At 42.9% G+C, this 21,230-nt stretch carries 21 protein-coding genes; 7 read left to right on the forward strand and 14 right to left on the reverse strand.

From position 1 onward, the window contains the following. Nucleotides 1-64: 64 nt before the first annotated feature. Nucleotides 65-481: a CBS domain-containing protein gene (locus tag L4D09_RS00735; protein WP_428455572.1), complete on the reverse strand. Its 417-nt coding sequence runs from the start codon at nucleotides 479-481 to the stop codon at nucleotides 65-67. Nucleotides 482-727: 246 nt separating this feature from the next. Then, nucleotides 728-2,029 (reverse strand): DUF945 family protein, encoded by a 1,302-nt coding sequence (locus L4D09_RS00740; protein WP_428455573.1) that lies wholly within the window; start codon nucleotides 2,027-2,029, stop codon nucleotides 728-730. A gap of 334 nt (nucleotides 2,030-2,363) precedes the next feature. Between L4D09_RS00740 and L4D09_RS00745 the strand changes: the two genes are divergently transcribed. The 4 genes from L4D09_RS00745 (at nucleotide 2,364) to L4D09_RS00760 (ending at nucleotide 6,738) form a co-directional block, all read left to right on the forward strand. Beyond that, nucleotides 2,364-4,310, forward strand: a complete 1,947-nt coding sequence (locus tag L4D09_RS00745) for an ATP-binding protein (RefSeq protein WP_428455574.1) — start codon at nucleotides 2,364-2,366, stop codon at nucleotides 4,308-4,310. An 8-nt stretch (nucleotides 4,311-4,318) separates the two neighbouring features. Then, complete coding sequence (locus L4D09_RS00750; RefSeq protein WP_428455575.1) at nucleotides 4,319-4,819, forward strand: response regulator; 501 nt, start codon at nucleotides 4,319-4,321, stop codon at nucleotides 4,817-4,819. 135 nt (nucleotides 4,820-4,954) lie between these two features. Further along, complete coding sequence (locus L4D09_RS00755) at nucleotides 4,955-5,947, forward strand: 2-hydroxyacid dehydrogenase (protein ID WP_428455576.1); 993 nt, start codon at nucleotides 4,955-4,957, stop codon at nucleotides 5,945-5,947. A gap of 242 nt (nucleotides 5,948-6,189) precedes the next feature. Further along, the gene (locus L4D09_RS00760) at nucleotides 6,190-6,738 is read left to right on the forward strand and encodes a hypothetical protein (RefSeq protein WP_428455577.1); all 549 of its coding nucleotides are present in this window, start codon (nucleotides 6,190-6,192) and stop codon (nucleotides 6,736-6,738) included. 90 nt (nucleotides 6,739-6,828) lie between these two features. Here L4D09_RS00760 and dsdC read toward each other — a convergent pair whose 3' ends face one another. Further along, nucleotides 6,829-7,743, reverse strand: a complete 915-nt coding sequence (gene dsdC, locus L4D09_RS00765) for a DNA-binding transcriptional regulator DsdC (RefSeq protein ID WP_428455578.1) — start codon at nucleotides 7,741-7,743, stop codon at nucleotides 6,829-6,831. Nucleotides 7,744-7,863: 120 nt separating this feature from the next. Then, on the reverse strand, nucleotides 7,864-8,451 hold the full coding sequence (locus L4D09_RS00770; protein WP_428455579.1) for a TfoX/Sxy family DNA transformation protein: 588 nt from the start codon (nucleotides 8,449-8,451) through the stop codon (nucleotides 7,864-7,866). A gap of 252 nt (nucleotides 8,452-8,703) precedes the next feature. Between L4D09_RS00770 and L4D09_RS00775 the strand changes: the two genes are divergently transcribed. The 3 genes from L4D09_RS00775 to L4D09_RS00785 all read left to right on the forward strand — a co-directional run bounded on the left by L4D09_RS00775 (nucleotide 8,704) and on the right by L4D09_RS00785 (nucleotide 11,460). Beyond that, complete coding sequence (locus L4D09_RS00775) at nucleotides 8,704-9,309, forward strand: LON peptidase substrate-binding domain-containing protein (RefSeq protein ID WP_428455580.1); 606 nt, start codon at nucleotides 8,704-8,706, stop codon at nucleotides 9,307-9,309. 81 nt (nucleotides 9,310-9,390) lie between these two features. Beyond that, nucleotides 9,391-10,314 carry an HDOD domain-containing protein gene (locus tag L4D09_RS00780; RefSeq protein WP_428455581.1) on the forward strand — a complete coding sequence of 308 codons (924 nt, stop codon included), beginning with the start codon at nucleotides 9,391-9,393 and terminating at the stop codon, nucleotides 10,312-10,314. A gap of 246 nt (nucleotides 10,315-10,560) precedes the next feature. Continuing rightward, a complete protein-coding gene (locus tag L4D09_RS00785) occupies nucleotides 10,561-11,460 on the forward strand; it encodes a LysO family transporter (RefSeq protein ID WP_428455582.1) in 900 nt (299 codons plus the stop codon). A gap of 87 nt (nucleotides 11,461-11,547) precedes the next feature. On the opposite strand, the gene ptsG is transcribed toward L4D09_RS00785, so the two are convergent. From ptsG to fabD, 10 genes are all read right to left on the reverse strand, one after another. Further along, nucleotides 11,548-12,978, reverse strand: a complete 1,431-nt coding sequence (ptsG, locus tag L4D09_RS00790; RefSeq protein ID WP_428455583.1) for a PTS glucose transporter subunit IIBC — start codon at nucleotides 12,976-12,978, stop codon at nucleotides 11,548-11,550. Nucleotides 12,979-13,438: 460 nt separating this feature from the next. Further along, nucleotides 13,439-14,215 (reverse strand): TatD family hydrolase, encoded by a 777-nt coding sequence (locus tag L4D09_RS00795; protein ID WP_428455584.1) that lies wholly within the window; start codon nucleotides 14,213-14,215, stop codon nucleotides 13,439-13,441. A 50-nt stretch (nucleotides 14,216-14,265) separates the two neighbouring features. Then, nucleotides 14,266-15,228, reverse strand: coding sequence for a DNA polymerase III subunit delta' (holB, locus tag L4D09_RS00800; protein ID WP_428455585.1), 963 nt, complete (start codon nucleotides 15,226-15,228; stop codon nucleotides 14,266-14,268). 1 nt (nucleotide 15,229) lies between these two features. Further along, complete coding sequence (gene tmk / locus L4D09_RS00805) at nucleotides 15,230-15,859, reverse strand: dTMP kinase (RefSeq protein WP_428455586.1); 630 nt, start codon at nucleotides 15,857-15,859, stop codon at nucleotides 15,230-15,232. Between the two features lie 2 nt (nucleotides 15,860-15,861). Further along, nucleotides 15,862-16,872, reverse strand: a complete 1,011-nt coding sequence (mltG, locus tag L4D09_RS00810) for an endolytic transglycosylase MltG (RefSeq protein WP_428455587.1) — start codon at nucleotides 16,870-16,872, stop codon at nucleotides 15,862-15,864. Continuing rightward, a complete protein-coding gene (gene pabC / locus L4D09_RS00815; protein ID WP_428455588.1) occupies nucleotides 16,866-17,675 on the reverse strand; it encodes an aminodeoxychorismate lyase in 810 nt (269 codons plus the stop codon). Before pabC ends, mltG begins: the two co-directional genes overlap by 7 nt. A 77-nt stretch (nucleotides 17,676-17,752) precedes the next feature. Further along, complete coding sequence (gene fabF, locus L4D09_RS00820; RefSeq protein WP_428455589.1) at nucleotides 17,753-18,991, reverse strand: beta-ketoacyl-ACP synthase II; 1,239 nt, start codon at nucleotides 18,989-18,991, stop codon at nucleotides 17,753-17,755. 85 nt (nucleotides 18,992-19,076) lie between these two features. Continuing rightward, nucleotides 19,077-19,313 carry an acyl carrier protein gene (gene acpP, locus L4D09_RS00825; RefSeq protein ID WP_016961388.1) on the reverse strand — a complete coding sequence of 79 codons (237 nt, stop codon included), beginning with the start codon at nucleotides 19,311-19,313 and terminating at the stop codon, nucleotides 19,077-19,079. 157 nt (nucleotides 19,314-19,470) lie between these two features. After that, nucleotides 19,471-20,205 carry a 3-oxoacyl-ACP reductase FabG gene (gene fabG / locus L4D09_RS00830; RefSeq protein ID WP_428455590.1) on the reverse strand — a complete coding sequence of 245 codons (735 nt, stop codon included), beginning with the start codon at nucleotides 20,203-20,205 and terminating at the stop codon, nucleotides 19,471-19,473. A 69-nt stretch (nucleotides 20,206-20,274) separates the two neighbouring features. Continuing rightward, nucleotides 20,275-21,198, reverse strand: coding sequence for an ACP S-malonyltransferase (gene fabD / locus L4D09_RS00835; protein WP_428455591.1), 924 nt, complete (start codon nucleotides 21,196-21,198; stop codon nucleotides 20,275-20,277). Between the last annotated feature and the right edge of the window lie 32 nt (nucleotides 21,199-21,230).

Genomic DNA, 21,230 nt, shown 5'->3' on the forward strand with positions numbered 1-21,230 from the left:
ATTCATATTGATTAAAATAAAGAAAGGCGCATAAATAGCGCCTTTCTTTATTTTTCGAACAATTTTATACTGGGTGCTTAAAGCAATCACCAATTTGATTACTAATGGCAGTAAGTACATCGCGACGTGTAATTACCCCCACTAATTGGCCTCTTTCGACCACTGGGTATATTTTTGGCTTTTGCCCTGCCATCGTATCGGCAAGCTCAATGATTGAATCATCTGGCGAAACTGTTAATACATCTGGTCGCATGCATTCTTGTACATTATGGGTATCCTGACAGTGATAGCCCACTTTCAACAATTTATGGATCATGTCTTGTTCTGACAAGAAACCCACGACTTTCCTTGTTTCATCCACCACAGGCCCACCAATTTGCTTGGCTGTAAGTAGTTTATCTAACGCTTGTGATAGTGACATTTTGGGATCAAATGTTACTGGGCGCGCATTCATGTAATCTCTTACTTTTAACGACTCCATGCATCCCCCTAATTCCGTTGTTAATGCTGATAAACAGGCAATTCGTGTACTTATAGCCTGCTTCGTATTGTCTCGGATGGCAGCTATCCTTTTAAATAAGGTAATCTCCTCCGCTTGATATAAGTGTCGTCTATTTCGTTGAAATTACTAAATTGAAATCATCAATTTCATTAATAGTTTTTATCTATGAAATGAAAAAACCGCCTAAGACGGCGGTTTCTTCAGTTTTGGAGTCGCTTGTTGTGCTTACATAAACAGCATAAATAACATGGCTAAAGGCAGCTGATCGCCAGATGCCAATACAACCTTATCCCCTTCAATTTGCATTTTTAGGGAATAATGCGTATCTGATTTTTCTGCAATGCTATTTTTAACCATCATTTTGACACGCTCTAACAACATTGGATCTGCTTCAACCAAAGCTATTGGCAAATTAATATTAATTTCGCCATTCAGTTTTTCAGCAAGCTGACCAACATTCTCAGAAATACTCATAATCCCAGGAGAAAGCGTTAAGTGAATATTGCTGTCAACATCACCTTCTGGGGTCGTGACACTCAGATCACTAATTGAAAACGACAACCCTTTTGCTACCAGCAAATCAAGTGCACGAGACACTTCTTGTGCTTCCAGCTCTGTTAGTTGACCTTCCATAGAGTCAGATAAATCACCAAGGCGGCTGATAGCTGGGTAGTTCAAGTCAGAAAATGCCATTTGGAAGTTAAAGTCACGGTACTCTTTACCATTAAGCAAGGTTATTTTTCCGGCTTTAATCGCATTACTGTTAGTGAGTAACGGCTCTTTTATCTCTTCTGTTGGTTGAGTCAGCACATTATTCATTGCTACTGAAATATGCTCAGCATCGACGCTTTGTTCTGATGCGATATCTTTAAAGCTAACACTGTCTAACGACATCTCTTGATGACCAATCCAGAACTGGCCTTCTAAAATGCCTTCACCACCACCTTGCAGTCCTTTTAACGACATCGCCTCATTAGCATCGGTCGTCAATTCAGCAGATGGTAACGTATAGCTGAAATCGCCAGCACCTTTGGCATTAACGGTTCCTTCCATAACAAAGGCGCTAATGTCAGCATTACCACCATGAAATTCGTCCGCTTTTATAGGGTTAATCGTAAACGTAAAATCGGTTTTACGCGTTAAGGCCGTTGATGTGGTAAACGTAGCAGGTGCAACACCCTTGCCCCAAAGCGCTTCAGCAATTGGTTTTAGCTCATCATCAACCTGAAGTTCACTGGTCGAGCTAACACCCATAAAATCATGGGTGATCTTATGTGCGACGTACCAAACCGTGGGTAGGCCTTCATCTTCGAAAATATATTTAAGTTCATCTTTTACTTCAATACGAGAAACCGCATCAGAGCCAAGATAGCCGCGATCGTAATCGTCATTGGTAACGGAAAAATACGGGTTTTCGTATTTACCAACAGTATCCATGTATATTTGCTCACCGACTAGCCCAGTGGCAAATGGCCAACAGAGTGCAACAACAACCGCACCACCAACCGCACCAATTTTCCTCAACATTACTATACTCGCCCCACATTCGAAGATGAAAAATCAAGTCTATCACAGCTTTCTGAACAGTCTATTTATCAATAACTAAACCGATTAGATATCTACCCAATAACTAGGCCGTGTTGCCGTTTAAAACCAATATTGAAACGTCAACACGCCCTAATAGGTACGACGCAGGTATCAAGTTTTAAATAAAGTCAGACTCCGCTCTGTTGACCTAAAACACTTTGCTATCTGGCTCTCAGTCTACACTGCTGATTTATTGTACACTTTTAGAATAATAAGATGACAGCCAACCGCTGATACTGTTACTAAAATTACGATGAATAAGAAGGACTTGAGGGTGAACAATTTTGTAATTATTTGTCTTGATGACGACCCTAAGGTTGTTGAACAACTTAACCAAGATCTTGCAGAGTTTTCCGAACTTTTTGATATTTGTAACGCGTATAGTATTGCAGAGGCAAATGACACCCTCACATTTGTAGAGCAAAACAATCAACGCGTAGCACTCGTGATTTGTGATAATGAACTCGGTGTAGATAAAGGCGTCGACTTTCTCGTAAAGCTAGATCAGTACCCTGCAAGTCAGCAGGCGCGTTCACTGCTTCTTAACGATAAACCTCAACTTGATGCCATTATGCAAGCGGTTAACGAAGGGCGGCTCCATTACTGTTTAACCAAGCCTTGGAATAAAAAGGAACTTGAGCAAGTTCTGATAAAAGAACTAACCAGCTTCATTCTGAAACACCAAGATGAAGATCTACTGAAATACAGTCAATTATTGGACCACCGCCGTATACTCAACGCTCATATTGAGCGTCAAATGAACAGATTCCGCTCGGACTTCATTCAAGATACAGACACGCTAGACGATGCGTCTCTTGCCAGTCAAGTGGCTAATGCATTGCAAGACTTCTTCCATGGCAACGATGAAAACCGTGCATGCCGACGTTATCATGAAAACCATGTTCTCACTCAAGAAGGCAAACCGAATAATGTCCTCTGGTTTATTACTAAAGGTGAAGTAGCGCTCTATAAAAAAGAYGAACACGGTAACCGCCACGAAGTTGCTCGTGTCAGTGCGGGAAATTTAGTCGGGGGCATGTCTTTTGTTACGGGAGAGCCTTCTTTTYCCACTGGGCTTACCTTATCAACAACCGATGTGATCAAGCTGGATCGTCAGCTCTTTAACAAAGTGATGCACTCACGCAGTGAATTACTGCCTTTATTTACCAACTTGCTACTGCGTAACTTTAATCGTCGCCTGCAAGGCAGTATTAAGACCGAACTCCGCCTACAGCAAACGCTGAAATCGTTAGATGAAGCCTATCATCAACTTATTGATAAAGAAAAAATGGCAATGCTCGGTCAGTTAGTCGCGGGGGTTGCCCATGAGTTGAATAACCCTGTTTCTGCAATATTGCGTGGAAGCGACACGCTAAAACAAACCATCAATAAAATTACCGATACGCCGCTTGATCAAAATAACCAAAACCGAGGTAATTTCATTTTACAGCAGGCTTTGCAATCACGTCCGCTATCCACCTCTGAAGCCCGTCTTCGCGCGAAAAAGCTAGCCACATCATTGGGTGATAGGCAATTGGCAAGAAAAGCCGTCATTATGGGGCTTGATGATGATGAGCACATCACGCAATGGTTGCTCCCACAAAAGGACGTACTTCCCTCTGTCCTATCGGAATGGGACAACTATTATCAAACGGGGAACTTTCTTCGCTCGATTAATGTGTGTGCTCACCGTATTGCCGATTTAGTCAAAAGTCTAAAAAGTTATGCTCGACAGGATGACGAATCACTACACAGCATTGATATTCATGAAGGGATTGAAGACACGCTGGTCATTTTTGAAAATAAACTCAAACGACATCATGTCATTAAAGAATATAGCCAATTACCCCCACTATATTGTCAGCCTATTGCTTTACAGCAAGTATGGACAAATCTCATATCCAATGCGCTCGACGCAATTACTGAACCGGGACAAATACGCATTGCAACTCGACTTGCCCCCTATCATCACAGCCAAGCGGGGCAACATGCTATAGAAGTCATTGTTGAAGACAGCGGCAAAGGTATTCCACCAGAGCAACAACAGCAAATCTTTGAATTAAATTATACAACCAAGCGTGAAGGCAACTTCGGCCTTGGTATCGGATTATCTGTTTGCCAACAAATAGTCCAGCAACACAATGGAAATATAAAGGTTGAGTCAGAGCAAGGACGATTCACCAAAATGATTGTGACATTGCCTTTAAACGAGGCCAAATAGGAGGCTATATGAAAAAGTATCTCATCCTCTGTGTTGATGACGAACGCGAAGTCCTCGATAGTGTCTTGAATGATCTTCGTGATCTTGAAACACACTTCATTATTGAGGCTGCAGAATCGGTTGATGAAGCGAAAGATGTTCTCGCCGATGCCATTGCGGATCACACCCCACTCGCTTTGATCCTTTGCGATCACATCATGCCAGGTGAAAAAGGGATCGATTTTCTCATCGAATTAAAGCATCAAGAAGAATCCTGTCATGCACGCAAAGTGCTGCTTACTGGACAAGCCGGTTTAGAGGAAACTATACAAGCGGTTAATAATGCCAGTTTAGATTATTACATCTCTAAACCTTGGGATGGTGATGCACTCTATAAAACAGTAATCGATCAGCTAACCAACTACATGATTGCTAGCGAACAAGAGCTAATGCCTTGGATTCAGGTGCTTGATACTGATCGAGTGATGAAAGCCATGAGTGATCGGCGTTTAAGCTTTTCTGATACCTGATTTTCATAGGACAATTTGTCATACAAACCTTTTCGGATTAACGCAATAATGTTATCTTGATCACATAATAACTATGGTTCAATTACACTGTTTCTAAATCCGTTATTTGAAATGGTGTATCCGAAAAGGTGACCTATGAAAGTTGCAGTCTTTAGCACCAAGAAATACGATCAAACATCATTTGAAATCATCAACCAGCGATACAACCACACGCTGGATTATTATGATTTTCGCCTCACTGAACAAACCGCGAAAATGGCACAAGGCTATGATGCCGTCTGTGCGTTTGTAAATGATGATCTTAGCCGCCCCGTTCTTGAGTTACTCGCAGCCAATAATGTTCGCCTTATTGCTATGCGTTGTGCTGGTTTTGATAAAGTCGACCTTAACGCTGCACGTGAGCTAGGGCTTCAAGTAGTACGTGTACCTGCTTATTCGCCAGAGGCTATTGCAGAGCATACTCTCGGCTTGATGCTTAGCCTTAACCGACGAATTCACCGTGCTTATCAACGCACGCGGGATGCAAATTTTTCACTTGAAGGACTAACTGGATTTAACTTTCATGGCCGTACTGTGGGTGTCATCGGTACGGGTAAAATAGGCATTGCGACCATTCGTATTCTAAAAGGCTTTGGCATGAACATTCTTGCCTATGACCCTTACGAAAATCCTATCGCCGCCGAACTAGGTGTGCAGTACACCACCTTAGATGAAATCTACCAACAAGCTGATGTCATTACCTTGCACTGCCCAATGACACAAGAAAACTATCACATGCTAAATGCTGAATCCTTTGCCAAAATGCGCGACGGCGTGATGATAATTAATACCAGCCGCGGTGAATTACTGAATTCTAAGGATGCCATTGAAGCATTAAAAAGCAGTAAAATTGGCTCTCTCGGTATTGATGTTTATGAAAATGAAAAAGATCTCTTCTTTGAAGACAAATCTAATGATGTGATCAAAGATGATATCTTCCGTCGTTTGTCTGCGTGCCACAATGTACTGTTCACAGGTCATCAGGCATTCTTAACTGAAGAAGCACTGGGTAATATTGCAGATACTACACTCAGTAATATTACCCATTTTAGCGAGAATACAACCTCGGGTAATGAGTTAGTTAAGTAACAGCATCGTTTATTCATGCAGGTGTCACCGCCTGCATATTTTCTCTTTGTCAAAAAGAGGCATGTTTAACTATCTGCAAAACCTAAGTAAATCTCACCGAAAATAAGATCATGTTGTGATTTTTCCTGCATTTTTTTGCTTGGGCAAAAATAAACCACAAAAAAGTCCTTTAAAAATCTATGATTGCCCGTTGTTGTCCATTAAAATGGCTGCAATATTTTTAGCCCATTGGACTAATAGTCATGCGTAAAACTCTTATTGCCACGGGAATGATCCTGGCATCACTTTCAGCAACTCATGTGAATGCACAATCCACTATGAGTAACTTTAGCTACGATTACGCTGAAGCGCGTATTGGTATTAGCCCACTGACCTACGGTGCTGGTTTCAGTAAATCTATCCACCCAAATGCTCACATTGTGGGTAGTATCGATACAGAGTTTGATAGCGATTGGGATGCTGCATTGGGTGTAGGCTTTCACGCACCAATCAACAACTGGGCAGACGTTACTGGTGAATTAAAAGCGCGCAACGCAAAAAACAAAGGCCGCTTTGACAGCTCTGCGGGCAAAATGGGTATGGAAGTTAACCTAGGTATTCGCCAATGGTTAGGTCCACAGCTTGAAGTGGGTGGTAATATTGGCCACTTGAACATTGATGACTACGAAAAAGTCATTGGTAACATCTACGCTCGCTTCCATGCTACTGAGCTGTTCTCAATTGGTGTAACGGGTCGTTTTAATGAAATTTATAGCGATCAGGTAATGCTTACAACGCGCTTTAAGTTCTAAGGCACGTTGCTGAAAAATAGCATGAAATAAACATACTAAAATAGCCCTCACGTTTCACCTAGAAACGTGAGGGCTATTTTATTTCTAATACTAAGCTGAAGTGGCAATCACATCTTCAAGCCACTCAATGAATGCTTTTACCCTCGGTGAAGATGACATTTCTTTACGGCAAACCAAGTAGTAATTTAGGGGGGAAGCAACAGGTAAAGCAAAAGGCGTAACCAGTCGCCCTGTTTGAAGTTGCTCTGCAATAAATGACTCTCGCCCTATCGCCACACCAATTCCTCTTTCAGCAGCTTGCAACGCTAAATCAGAACGGTCAAACGTACAACCGGCTTCTGGTAAGGGTATACCACTTTGCTGTGCCCAATACTGCCATTCATCGTTACGACCAGCTCGAGCCCAAGGCGCTGCATCGTGTAATAACATGCAGGAGGCCAATTTTGTAGGATTCCCGTATAAGCCATGTTCAACAGCATAATCATGGCTACATACTGGCAGCATACTTTCAGCCATTAGCTTTACAGTATGTAACCCCGTGTACTTACCATCACCAAAGTACACCGCACAATCGAAAGACTCTGTTTGAAAGTCAACCAGTTCATTACGAGTACGCAAATGAAGACGTAAAGCAGGATATTTGTCTATAAACGTTTTAAGACGAGGTAACAACCAGCGTTGAGCAAATGTAGGCGGCACTGACACATTAAGATCACCACTGAGTTCTAACGTTTTCAGATCTCTAATTTCATTCGCAATATCACCGAAGTTATGAGCTACCACTTCTTTTAGCCGTTTACCTTCTTCAGTTAATATCAATTTACGTGGCTGACGGATAAATAATTGAACCCCTAAGGCATCTTCAAGGTTTTTAATTCGATGGCTCACAGCACTTTGCGTCAAGCATAGTAATTCTGCGGCGCGTGTAAAGCTCATCTGATCTGCCGCGATTAAGAAGCAGTGTAGGCCCGACAGTACAGGTCCGGTCAAGCGAGGAAGGCGCATATAAACACATAAAGCAAAAAAGTGGTCGTGCCATCATACAACAAAAAAGTCACCTGTTTTCAAGTGACTTATTTAATTTTGGAAAATATGCACAACTCATATTAATGCATATAACGAAACTTAATCAATTGCACGTAATAAGCGCTGTTTATGGTCGTCTTTTAGTAAGGACCAATGGCAGCCATCAATGGCACCGGCAAACATCCATAGCAATTTAACATCGAGATCTTTTCCGTGGCTTTGACGTACCTTTTGATACACTTCAACAGCGCCGAGCGATATAAAACTGGTTACGTCAGGTATACCTGCTTTTTTTACCATTCGTTCCAATGTCAACCTCATGTTCGGTAAGTCTCTAAGGCGCCTGCTTTTTTCTGATGTTTTAAAGGCTTTCTCTGATACGGAAATTCCAATCGATTCTTCAACTAGCAGCGAGCACTGTCCACGATTGTGTTGGTATAATTCAGTAATATCATAATAATTCACCACAGCTGTAGTGCTACGTTTAATGTGCCTGAATTTCTCACAGCCTAAATGTGATAGCTGTTTATCCAGCTTCTCGCCACCACGTAAGAACAAAGCATGTTCAGTTATAATCGCGTACATTGCACCGCTGATAAAAATGCCTGTCCCGCCAAACATTGAACGTTTCTCAAAACTACCAAATTCGCGAAGATAATTAAAAAACTCATCCTTGAAATCTTGCACAGTATTTCTCCCGTTAAACGCTATTGGTCCTAATTATCCAGTAACGCCAAACAAATAAGCGTCAACAAATTGACAATGGCACAAGACTGCTATCATTTCCACATATGAAACAGCGAACACTTGAAAGTGAGATTTTGGACATATTACTGAGCGCGAAATAAGCATAATGTGGCAAAAACGACCTGATTTTTCATGCGGCTTTATTCGTTATCTTACACTTTAACGCTCACTTCATTCTTGTCAGTAGCGTCTATGTTTAAAGTATCATTAGAGGGAATAGTCATGGGTGAGATAGCACTTTATCCATCAAGTCATCATGTACTTCCAGGCGGAAGAGCTGACATTAAAATAGCTGAGGAGCGTTACCACCGCATGCTAAAAGAATCACTGGCAGGTAAGCGTTGCTTGGCACTTTGTATGCTGAACGAACCAGAAGTCGACCATGCGATAAAAACAATTCCGGCCATTGTGACACTCTGCGATGTGATCAATTTTGATATGCATAGCAATGGCGTGTTAAGCATTACCATAGAAGGTAGCCAAAAAGTGCGCTTATTGGGGGTTTCAATCGAACATGACGGCTTATTTCACGGTGAATACACAACGATTGCTAATTGGTCCTCACAGCCCTTAAGAGCGCCACACATCGATCTAGCCGAGAAATTGGACTTTTTGTTTCAAACTATGCCTGAAGTGGGCACTTTATACCCATCGCCTGAAATGAGTGATCTTAGCTGGGTATGCCAACGATGGATCGAAATACTCCCGTTAGAGGTTCACTATAAACAGTTACTCATAACTCAAGATACCCCCATGCTCACCGTTCGGTTTCTACATAAATTATTTCAATTAAAATAATACAATTTCCAAGTATTTTGACTATTTAAATGAACCAACAACCGATAGAATACCCGCATCTTAATAGTGTATGAATTTGTAATGGCACACGTAAGTTTTTTTTGGCTTCAACCCGAGCATGACAAAATTGTCAAAGGATTAGAATCGGAGTTTTTCTCCTTGGTGAAAAATGCCGTAAGAGAAGACCGATTAACCCTCCCCCCAATTCCAAACGTATTAGCTCAACTTCAAAACCTCTGTAACGATAATGAAACCACAGTACGCGATGTAGCACAGCTTTTACTTGATGATCCCGGTATCGCGGCTTACATCGTAAAGATATCCAATACGATGATGTTCAATCGCCGTAATATCGTTTGTCATGATATTTATACTGCAGTTAGTCGATTGGGTATCCTTCGAGTTAGAGACATTATTACCGTTAAGACTATTGAAGAATTAAAAACCCGCCATACCTTTAACACTGAATGTAACAACCTTTTAGTACAAAGTGCTATTCGTTCTCGCCAGCTCGCTGCAACCATGGCACTTATTGCACATGGCTTAGCCAACCACCCAGAGTTTCCGAAATCTGTTGAGCCTGAAAAAGCCCTCCTTGCCGGCCTATTCGCCGATATCGGTCTATTTAGCCTTATTAGCCAGTATCAACACTATCTTGATAACGGTAACTACCTTGATCTTGATATCGCAAAATTTATTTTTGAACATTGCTGCCAAGATGCAAGCCTGTTAATTCTAAAGCACTGGAAGTTTGATGACGACTATCTAGAAGTTGCCTCTAATAAACCGACCGCCTACAAGGCTGCCCCAGAAGCGACGAACTATTTAGATATAGCACGTATGGCTAACCACCTTCTAATGTATAAAAATAACGATGCAGACATTGATGTCCACCATGTTGAACTCGATCTAACAGGCGCCGAAGTCATGTATGATTTGACCAATATGCCAGACAAAGAATTCAATCATCAATTAAGTATGGTAATTAAAAGTAGTGGATTCTAATCCACGTACGCAGATTCAACACTACGCTAAACACTTATCATTTTCTGAGTTTATAAAGCATATTGACGCTTTCTAAACTCAGCTGATAAGCTGCCTACATTCAACTTATTACATATTGTTAGTATCTCTTCCCACATTTACTAAAGGTGCAGAATCAAGCATCTTAAAATTAGTCTGGGATTCCAACGTAGAAAGGCTCTCTACGTCGATACTTATCACCGATATCAACATTGTTATAGGATCAACATGTTCTCGGGAATGCTCTATATTTTCCTTCCGTTAATTATTGGCTACTTTATTCAAGTCAAAAAGCCGGTAGTACTAGACTTCATCAACACCCAAACTAGCCGCTTAGTCTTAGTGATTCTTTCGCTTATGGGGCTCAGCCTGGCTGGTCTAGACAACCTCAGTGAAAACTTAAATCAAATTCTTATCTACACAGCCGTATTCTTTGTGTCTATTAGTACCTGTAATTTACTTGTTTTACCGTTGATCGATAAGTTAGCACCGACCAATACTCAGCAAGATCACCGGACTATCCCATTAACAACAATGATGATGGAGTCTGTAAAGTTAATCTTTGCTGTGGCTGGAGGCTTAGTTATCGGTTTATTCAGTGGTATTGATTTAAGCTGGGTTGATCAAGCAAGTGAAGTCATTTTGCTGTTACTGTTATTTCTAATCGGTATTCAGCTACGTAATAGCGGGATGACCTTAAGGCAAATCTTGCTCAATAAGAAAGGGATCGCGATTGCCTCAGCCATTCTACTGACCTCTTTACCTGGCGGGCTTATTGCTGCCCTCATTCTAGAGATCCCATATAATCAGGGGCTCGCTATGGCATCAGGCTTTGGTTGGTATTCATTAGCGGGTATTTTGATCGGCGATAGCCTTGGGCCGGTATTCGGTGGGGCAGCTTTCCTTAACGAACTGCTCAGAGAATTAGTTGCTCTGAGTTTAATCCCTATCATTATTCGTCGCTATCCGTGTACAGCAATTGGCTATGCTGGTGCTACCGCAATGGACTTTACCCTTCCAATCATCCAGAACAGCGGTGGCATTCGCTGCGTGCCAATCGCAATTGTCAGCGGGTTTATTCTCAGTCTGTTAGTGCCATTTTTAATGCTATTCTTCTTATCACTATAACGGCAAGTTACTGTAGTTTATAAGCATTACCTCAAACGCAAAAAGGGAAGCCGAAGCTTCCCTTTTGAATTGAATCAGTAATTCGTATTAGTTGTTACGAATCCACTCATCCATATCTGATTTCAAGTTATCAGACTTAGTACCGAAGATTGCCTGAACACCACCACCAGCGATAACAACACCCGCTGCGCCTAGTTTCTTCAGACCGTCTTGGTCAACATTATCAACACTTGCTACAGAAACACGTAGACGTGTGATACAAGCGTCAAGGCCAGTGATGTTATCTTTACCACCGAATGCAACAACTAGGTCTTTCGCAAGGTCAGTACCTGTTGAAGCTGAACCCGCTTCTTCTGTTTCATCTTCACGACCCGGCGTTTTAAGGTCTAGCTTAATGATTACTGCACGGAATACTGTGTAGTAGATTGCAGCGTATACAAGACCAACAACAATCATTAGACCCATTTTCTGAGCGTTTCCAGATAGTACTAGGAAATCAATCAGACCATGTGAGAATGACGTGCCGTGTACGAAGCCTAATGTGTTAGCTACAACGTATGCAGAACCAGCTAGTAGTGCGTGAATTCCGTATAGTACAGGAGCTACGAATAGGAAAGCGAACTCGATTGGTTCAGTAATACCTGTTAGGAACGATGTTAGCGCAGCAGAAACCATGATACCCATTACTTTCGCACGGTTTTCAGGTTTAGCACACTGAGCGATTGCGATAGCAGCAGCTGGTAGGCCGAACATCTTGAACATGTAACCACCCGCTAGCTGACCGAAGCCATTACCTGCGATACGAGAAGCTTCATCAGCAACTAGGTAACATGTTAGAACACCATTCTGAGTTTCGCCTGCAGCGTTAACACAAGTACCTGCTTCGAAGAAGAATGGAACGTTCCAAACGTGGTGTAGACCAAATGGGATCAGTGAACGCTCAATGATACCGTAGATACCAAATGCAACGGTTGGGTTCTGGTGAGCAGCCCAATCAGAGAACGATGCAATTGCGCCGCCAACTGGTGGCCAGATGATAGATAGTAGAACCGCAAGACCAATGGCACAGAAACCTGTCATGATTGGTACAAAACGTTTACCCGCAAAGAAGCCTAGGTATTCTGGCAACTGGATGCGGAAGAAACGGTTGAATGCCCAAGCAGCAACACCACCGACAAGGATACCACCAAGTACACCTGTATCGATTGATTCTACGCCCATAACGCCGGCCATAACACCTAGCGTTGCCGCCATGATGCCGTAACCAACAATCGCTGCAAGACCTGCAACACCATCATTGTTTGTGAAACCTAGTGCTACACCTACTGCAAATAGTAGTGGCATTTGGCCGAATACAGAACCACCAGCAGATTCCATTGTTTGTGATACAACTTCTGGTAGCCAGCTAAAGTTTGCCGCGCCGACACCTAATAGAATACCCGCTACCGGCAAAACCGATACAGGCAGCATAAGCGCCTTACCGACTTTTTGCAGGTTAGCAAAAAGGTTCTTAAACATATTGTGCTCCTGAGTGAATGATTAAATCAGAAATTAAATCAGTGCCTACGACCTACCCCCGTAGTCTTTAATGTAAGCACTGCTTTTCTTTATTTTGACAGCTTTAGTATATGTTGCGGCGCTAAATATAACTTGATGACTATCAAAAATGCCAACACCGTATGAAATATAATTTCAAAACTAAATATAGATCACAATGGGGAAAACACATAAAAACCACAAAAACAACACGCAAGGCATTGTTACAGAAGGATAAATAACCACTAAAAATAACTTTTAACACCCTGTAATTATCTTTCAGTACTGTAAGCTATGTTACTTAACGTTACGAAATTACATTCTTGATAATTTCAGCCTAAATAAGCAATTCTGGTACGTTTTTTTTGAGTTATTAAAATAAAGTGATTGAAGTGCAAATTTTGATATAAAAAAAGGAGCTTTCGCTCCTTTTTTTAATTAATTAACGTTCGGCTCGCGAAAAAAGCTTAAAGAAGTTATCGGTCGTTATTTTTTCGACCTCAGCGACAGAAACACCTTTCAATATAGAAATATATTCAGCAACCTCTTTCACATAAGCGGGCTGATTTTGTTTTCCACGATAAGGGATTGGCGCAAGATAAGGGGAATCGGTTTCAACCAGTAAACGTTCCAGTGGTAGTTGGCTCACCACATGTTTTAGCTCACTGGCTTTATTGAAAGTAACAATGCCTGAAATTGAAATATAAAAGCCTAGCTCAATCGCTTCTAGCGCCATTTCCAAACTTTCAGTGAAGCAATGTAACACGCCACCGCATTTTTCTGCGCCTTCTTCGCGCAGGATCTGCATAGTATCTTCACGTGCCATACGCGTATGAATAATTAGTGGCTTATTCAACTCTACCGCTAAACGTACATGCTCGCGAAAGATGTGTTTTTGCTGCTCTGCTAGCTCTGGTTGGTAGTGATAATCAAGCCCCGTTTCACCGATCGCAATTACTCGATCATGCTGCGCATATTCTTTCAGCTGGTCGAAATCAAAGCCCGCTTCAATGTCCAATGGGTGTACCCCACAAGAAGCGAATACATTTTCATGCGGTGTAATCATTTCCATCATTGCTGGGAAGCTTTTCAGCGTAACCCCGACTGATAAAAAGTATTCAACGCCACGAGCTTTGGCTTTAGCCAACACATCATCAATCCCTGTATGAAGCTGCTCGTAATCTAATTTATCCAGGTGACAATGCGAATCAACTAACACGTCGTTTTCCTCAATTTTCAAAAAACCAGCAATTTTGCTGGGATATATAATTACTGTGACATAAATCCAGTTAACCATTCCACCAACAATAGCTCAGTATTCAAGCCCGTGTGGTGGTCAAGTTGCTGAAATAGTGCATTCGCTTTTCGACTCTGGCTCATCAATACCGCAGGCGTAACCATTGAGGCCGCCTGTTGAATTAATGGCAACGATTCACTATGCACTAAATGTGAACTCACGCCCTGTTGTAGCTTTAAACAATCAACCATGAAGTAGCTTAACCACTTTAGGCTATGGTGCCCTTCGCTATTGCATAGCCCAGCAACATCATAAAGGCCGATATAGGGGGGTTGTAAAAACGCCGCAAACGCTTCTAATAATTTTGTATATCGAATATCTTGCCCTTGTTCGATAAATTGCAACGTTGCGAGAGGGGCACAATTGTTTAACCTGACGGTTTCAAGCTTGATGCTTTGCATCAATTGCTTTTCAACCCAACGTTGCGTTTGCTCTTCATTTGGCATCGCCAATCGCCATTTGTTACAGCGACTGTTGATTGTTGGCAATAAATTATCAAGCGAAGATGCCATTAAAATAAATTGGCATCCAGCAGGCGGCTCTTCCAAGGTTTTAAGCAAAGCATTGGCTGCAGCCTCCCCCATCGCATCAGCATGATCAATCATAATAATACGCTCACCACCCAACTGCGATGTTTCAACAGCCCAACGATTACATTGGCGAATAGCATCGACACCTATTTGCTTGCCTTGCTGCTCTGGTGCTACATGGTGAAAATCAGGGTGAGTACCCGCAGAAAAAAGTTTACAGCTATGGCAAACGCCACAAGGTTCCGTAAGCCCGTTTTTACACAAAACGGTATGCGCTAACTGTTTACCGAGTGCTTCCCGTCCACTACCCAGCGGGGCTAGCAGTAAAACAGCATGATGAAGACGCTCTTGGTCAAGTAGCTGTTGCCAGTTTTGCCACAACGATTCCTGCCATGGATAAAGCATATTACTGTTGCTCCAACCAACGCTGTAATGCTGACGTTATATCAGCCGTTACACTCTCTAACGATTGACTTGCGTCGATAATTGCAACGTTGGGATTATTCTCTGATAGCTCAAGAAAACGAGCACGAGCACGGTGGAAGAAATCAATATTCATTTTTTCAATACGATCAAGCTCTCCACGCCCACGCGCTCGACCAAGACCGACCACCGGATCAATATCCATGTAAAGGGTGAAATCTGGACGGAAATCGCCTAAAACCGTATCGCGAAGGCTTTCCATTACTTGGCGATCAAACCCGCGCCCTCCCCCCTGATAAGCTTGCGAAGACATATCATGTCGGTCACCAACAACCCAATGACCACCTTCCAATGCTGGTTTTATGACATTCTCGACCAATTGTGAACGAGATGCATACATCAATAGCAGCTCAGCCATATTCGTTAATGGCTCGTCAGGGTGGCCTTCTTTCACTAAGGTGCGCATTTGCTCAGCTAACGGAGTACCGCCAGGTTCACGGGTAGAAGTAACATCATTGATGTTATTATTTGCTAATACCTGTATCACTTGCTTGATAGCGGTACTTTTACCTGCGCCTTCAAGCCCTTCAATTACAATAAATTTGCCAGTCATTCTTATTTTCTTAGTGTTTTTAGGTAAGCACGTACAGCACGGTTGTGCTCAGTCAATGTTGTCGAGAATTTATGGCCGCCTTTGCCATCTGCCACAAAGTAGTAGTAACCACTTTCCTCAGGCTGTACCGCAGCAAGTACAGAAGCCCTACTCGGCATTGCAATCGGCGTTGGCGGCAAACCCCAAATGGTATAAGTGTTATAAGGTGTAGGTGTACGCAAGTCACGCTTACGTATATTGCCTTCGTATTTATCACCCATACCGTAAATTACCGTTGGATCCGTTTGCAGGCGCATGCCTTTATTTAAACGGTTCATAAATACCGCTGATACGATAGTACGTTCATCGTCGACTGCGGTCTCTTTTTCAATAATTGACGCCATTATCAGCGCTTCATACGGCGACTTAAGTGGAATGTCTTTGTCTCTTGCATCCCACGCCTCACCGAGTAACACTGTCATATCTCGATAAGCACGGGTTAATATTTCTAGGTCAGTTGTACCAACGGTATAATGGTAAGTTTCAGGTAAAAGGTAGCCCTCAAGCTTTTCAACATCAGCACCAATCACTTTGGCAATCTCTGCTTCTGTCATGCCGTCACTCTGATGTATTACGTATGGTGCCTCACTCAGTTGAGCCAACCAATCAACAAACCGATCGCCTTCTACCAGCGTAATAGCAAATTGATGCTCACGGCCTGTTGCAACTAACGCCAGCACATCACGCAACGTCATGTCCGTTGTAATCAGGTAACTACCCGTTTTTAGCTGTGCCAACTGTGGTTCAAGTCGAGGAATCCAGCGTGTCCATTCTGATGCCGCGACAATGCCTTGATTATCTAATTGATTTAGCATGCCTCGGTATGACGTGCCCGCTTTGACCGTGAATAATACATCGTCAGTCTTTATTACCGTTTGCTCAAGAGAAAGCTTTACCTGTTGGTAAGACCACCCCGCTGCTCCTGCTGCAATAACGCCCAACAGAACAATCACTATCATCAACTTCTTTAGCACGTGTACAACCTCTTGTTTATTGCATTAAGCGCTGAGCGCTCAACAAATTCTATTCCATCTATTTCATTTACAGGCACTAACGCCATCAGGGCATTAGTAATAAAGATTTCATCAGCACAAAGCAAGCGCTCAAGGGGGGTTTTGACAAACTCTAAACAATAACCCAGCGCGTTAATAATCTCGATAACATGGCGACGCATTACGCCGTGAACACCCGACAGATCAAGTAACGGTGTATACACTGTTTGGCCTATACGCCAAAAGATATTCGATGCCACCGACTCCATCACGCACCCGTTCGCGTCAAGTACCACGGCATCTTGAAAACCTAATCGTTCAGTTTCTTGCTTTAGCAGCACCTGCTCGAGGCGGTTTAAGTGTTTATGCCCTGCCAACATAGGGGATATTGATAAACGTTGTTGACATACCCCTAGAGTGATCCCTGCTTGCTGCCATTGCTCATAATGTGCAGGCCATGCGAAATCAGACACCACAACCTGTGTTAATTGACAGCCTTGTGTACTGTAACCACGCCCGCCACTGCCACGGCTGATCAACACTTTTATCCCGCCTTTCTCAGGGTAACGCTGTGCGAGCCCTAACACATTGGCTTCTACTTTCGACCAATCCGGTTCTGCCAGCGAAAATGCTCGAACCGTTTTTTTTAAACGCTCTAAATGAAAAGGCCACAACTGTACTTGCCCTTGCTCGACCAACATAGTGGTAAAGCAACCGTCGCCGTACTGTATGGCTCTATCAGTTACTGCAATTTGTGATTGGCATTCACCATTAATTAGGATCATCGCTTATCCATTCTTCGAACATAAAAAAACGGCTCGGTGCAAAACACCAAGCCGTTTTATAATAACACAGGTTATCGTTAGATTTTCTTAAACAACAACGAACCGTTTGTACCACCGAAGCCAAATGAGTTACAAAGTGCATACTCAAAGCTTGCTTGGCGAGCTTCACCTGGAACGTAATCCAGATCACAACCTTCATCAGGATTGTCTAGGTTGATTGTTGGCGGAACAGCCTGATCAACCAGTGCCATAGCAGTAATAATTGATTCAACAGAACCCGCAGCACCTAATAGGTGGCCAGTCATCGATTTAGTTGAAGAAACCATAACATTATCAACAGCCGCGCCCATCGCACGCTTGATGCCTAATGTTTCAGCAACGTCACCCGCAGGGGTAGACGTACCGTGTGCGTTAATGTAACCAATTTGGTCTGCATTGATGCCAGCATCACGGATAGCCGCTTCCATTGCTAAAGCACCACCAGAACCATCTGCACTTGGAGAGGTCATGTGGAACGCATCGCCGCTCATACCAAAGCCAACAAGCTCAGCATAAATTGTGGCGCCACGCGCTTTTGCATGCTCATATTCTTCAACAACCATCATGCCAGCACCATCACCAAGTACAAAACCATCACGGTCTTTGTCCCATGGGCGAGAGGCTGCTTGTGGATCGTCGTTACGGGTAGAAAGTGCTTTTGCCGCAGCAAAGCCGCCCATGCCTAGTGGCGTTGATGCTTTTTCAGCACCACCCGCTAGCATGGCATCTGCATCGCCATAAGCAATCATACGCGCAGCATGGCCAATGTTATGAAGGCCAGTAGTACATGCCGTAGAGATAGCGATGTTTGGACCACGAAGACCATGCATGATAGACATGTGGCCTGCGATCATATTTACAATTGTTGATGGCACGAAGAACGGGCTAATTTTACGCGGGCCCTTCTCCATCAATGATTGATGGTTTGCTTCAATTAAGCCAAGACCACCAATACCAGAACCGATTGCTACACCAATACGGTGTGCATTTTCTTCAGTGACTTCAATACCAGAATCTTTTAATGCTTGTACGCCTGCTGCAATGCCGTACTGGATAAATAAATCCATTTTACGAGCATCTTTTTTAGTCATGTATTCTTCACAGTTGAAGTCTTTGACCAAACCAGCAAAACGAGTAGCGAATGCACTAGCATCAAAATGTTCAATAGTGCTGATACCGCTAGTACCGGATAAAAGGGCTTTCCAAGATGATTCTACAGAATTACCTACCGGTGATAGCATACCCATGCCAGTAACAACTACGCGACGCTTAGACACGATTAATTTCTCCGGGAATTGAGGGTGAAACAGAATTCAAAAGAAAATCAGGCGGTCATGGTGACCGCCTGGAGGGAGTTCTTAATTACTCAGAAGCGCCAACAACGTAGTCGATCGCTGCTTGTACTGTAGTAATTTTTTCAGCTTCTTCGTCTGGGATCTCAGTGTCGAATTCTTCTTCAAGAGCCATAACTAGTTCAACTGTATCTAGAGAATCAGCACCTAGATCGTCAACAAAAGAAGCTTCGTTCTTAACTTCAGCTTCGTCCACACCTAGTTGCTCAATAATGATTTTTTTTACGCGTTCTTCGATGTTGCTCATTAATCTATTTCCTTAAAACAAGAATTCGCTAATGCGATTTGCTGTAGTTTATTCAATACTGCAAAAGTTGCAATACTCAACATGCTGGTCAAACCACGATTTTCACTGAAAACTRGTTGAGTTTGACTTGCATCATCAAGTTATGCAACTTTTTTGATTAAATCATGTACATGCCGCCATTTACGTGCAGCGTTTCGCCGGTTACATAACCAGCATCTTCTGAAGCTAGAAACGCTACTGCTGCAGCAATTTCACGCGGATCACCAAGACGACCAGCTGGTACATTAGATAATGTTGCCGCTCGCTGGTCATCATTTAATGCTTTGGTCATGTCCGTTTCAATAAAACCTGGAGCCACAGCATTCACTGTAATACCACGAGAAGCAACTTCACGCGCCATTGACTTAGTAAAGCCAAGTAGACCTGCTTTTGCAGCTGCATAGTTTGTTTGGCCTGCATTACCCATAGTGCCAACCACTGAACCAATGCTAATAATACGACCATGACGTTTTTTCATCATTGCACGTAGAACAGCTTTAGACAGACGGAAGATCGATGTCAAGTTAGTATCCATGATATCTTGCCATTCGTCATCTTTCATACGCATTAACAAGTTATCACGCGTGATACCGGCATTATTTACCAAGATATCAACATCACCAAACTCTGTTTTGATCTGCTTAAGCACTGCTTCAATTGACTCAGGAGAGGTTACATTAAGTGCAAGGCCTTTACCATTGTCACCTAAGTAAGTGCTGATAGCTTCAGCACCATTCTCTGACGTAGCAGTACCGATAACAGTCGCACCACGCTCTACTAAGATTTCAGCAATAGCACGGCCAATACCGCGGCTTGCACCTGTTACTAGTGCAACTTTACCTTCCAGGCTCATTGTTATTCCTCTTTTTATGTTATTTATGTTGCCCGCCAATGATTTACGTAATAACAGGCAGCATTATCATTACTTTGCAGCTTCTAGGCTTGCTGTATCATTTACAGCCGCACCGCTAAGTGAACGATTAATACGTTTCGTAAGGCCAGTAAGTACTTTACCAGGGCCAAGCTCCAACAAAGACTCTACGCCTTCTGATACCATACGTTCAACAGACTCAGTCCAACGAACAGGACTATGAAGCTGCTTAACCAACGCTTGCTTAATTGCAGCAGGATCTGTCTCTGTTGCAACATCTGCGTTGTTGATAACAGGTAATGCTGGTGCAGAGAACTCAATACTTTCAAGTGCAATTGCAAGCTTTTCTGCTGCTGGCTGCATTAGTGCACAATGCGATGGTACAGAGACAGGCAAAGGCAGCGCACGTTTCGCGCCCGCTTCTTTACAAAGTACATTTGCACGCTCAACCGCTTCTTTGTTACCTGCGATAACAACCTGACCAGGAGAGTTGAAGTTAACAGGCGAACAAATTTGATCTTGTGCTGCTTCTTCACATGCTTTTGCAATCGCGTCATTATCTAAGCCGATGATAGCCGACATTGCCCCAACACCAGCAGGCACCGCTTCTTGCATCAGTTGACCACGAAGCTCAACCAATTTAACTGCCTCTTTAAAGTCAATTACACCTGCACAAACAAGCGCAGAATACTCACCCAAGCTATGGCCAGCTAGCAATGCAGGCTGTTCACCACCCTGCTGCTGCCATACACGCCAAATAGTAACAGACGCTGTAAGCAAGGCAGGTTGAGTACGGTGTGTTTGATTTAGATCTTCTGCTGGGCCATTTTGTACTAACGCCCATAAGTCATAACCCAGCGCTTCAGAAGCTTCAGCAAAAGTTTGCTTAACAATTGCAAACTGCTCTGCTAACTCAGCAAGCATACCAACGGTTTGAGAACCTTGCCCTGGAAATACAATCGCGAACTTAGACATTCGAGAATCCTTATTAGGTTGTTTTATCAACA

Origin of the sequence: Photobacterium makurazakiensis (assembly GCF_050336715.1) — a bacterium.
Classification (GTDB): domain Bacteria; phylum Pseudomonadota; class Gammaproteobacteria; order Enterobacterales; family Vibrionaceae; genus Photobacterium; species Photobacterium makurazakiensis.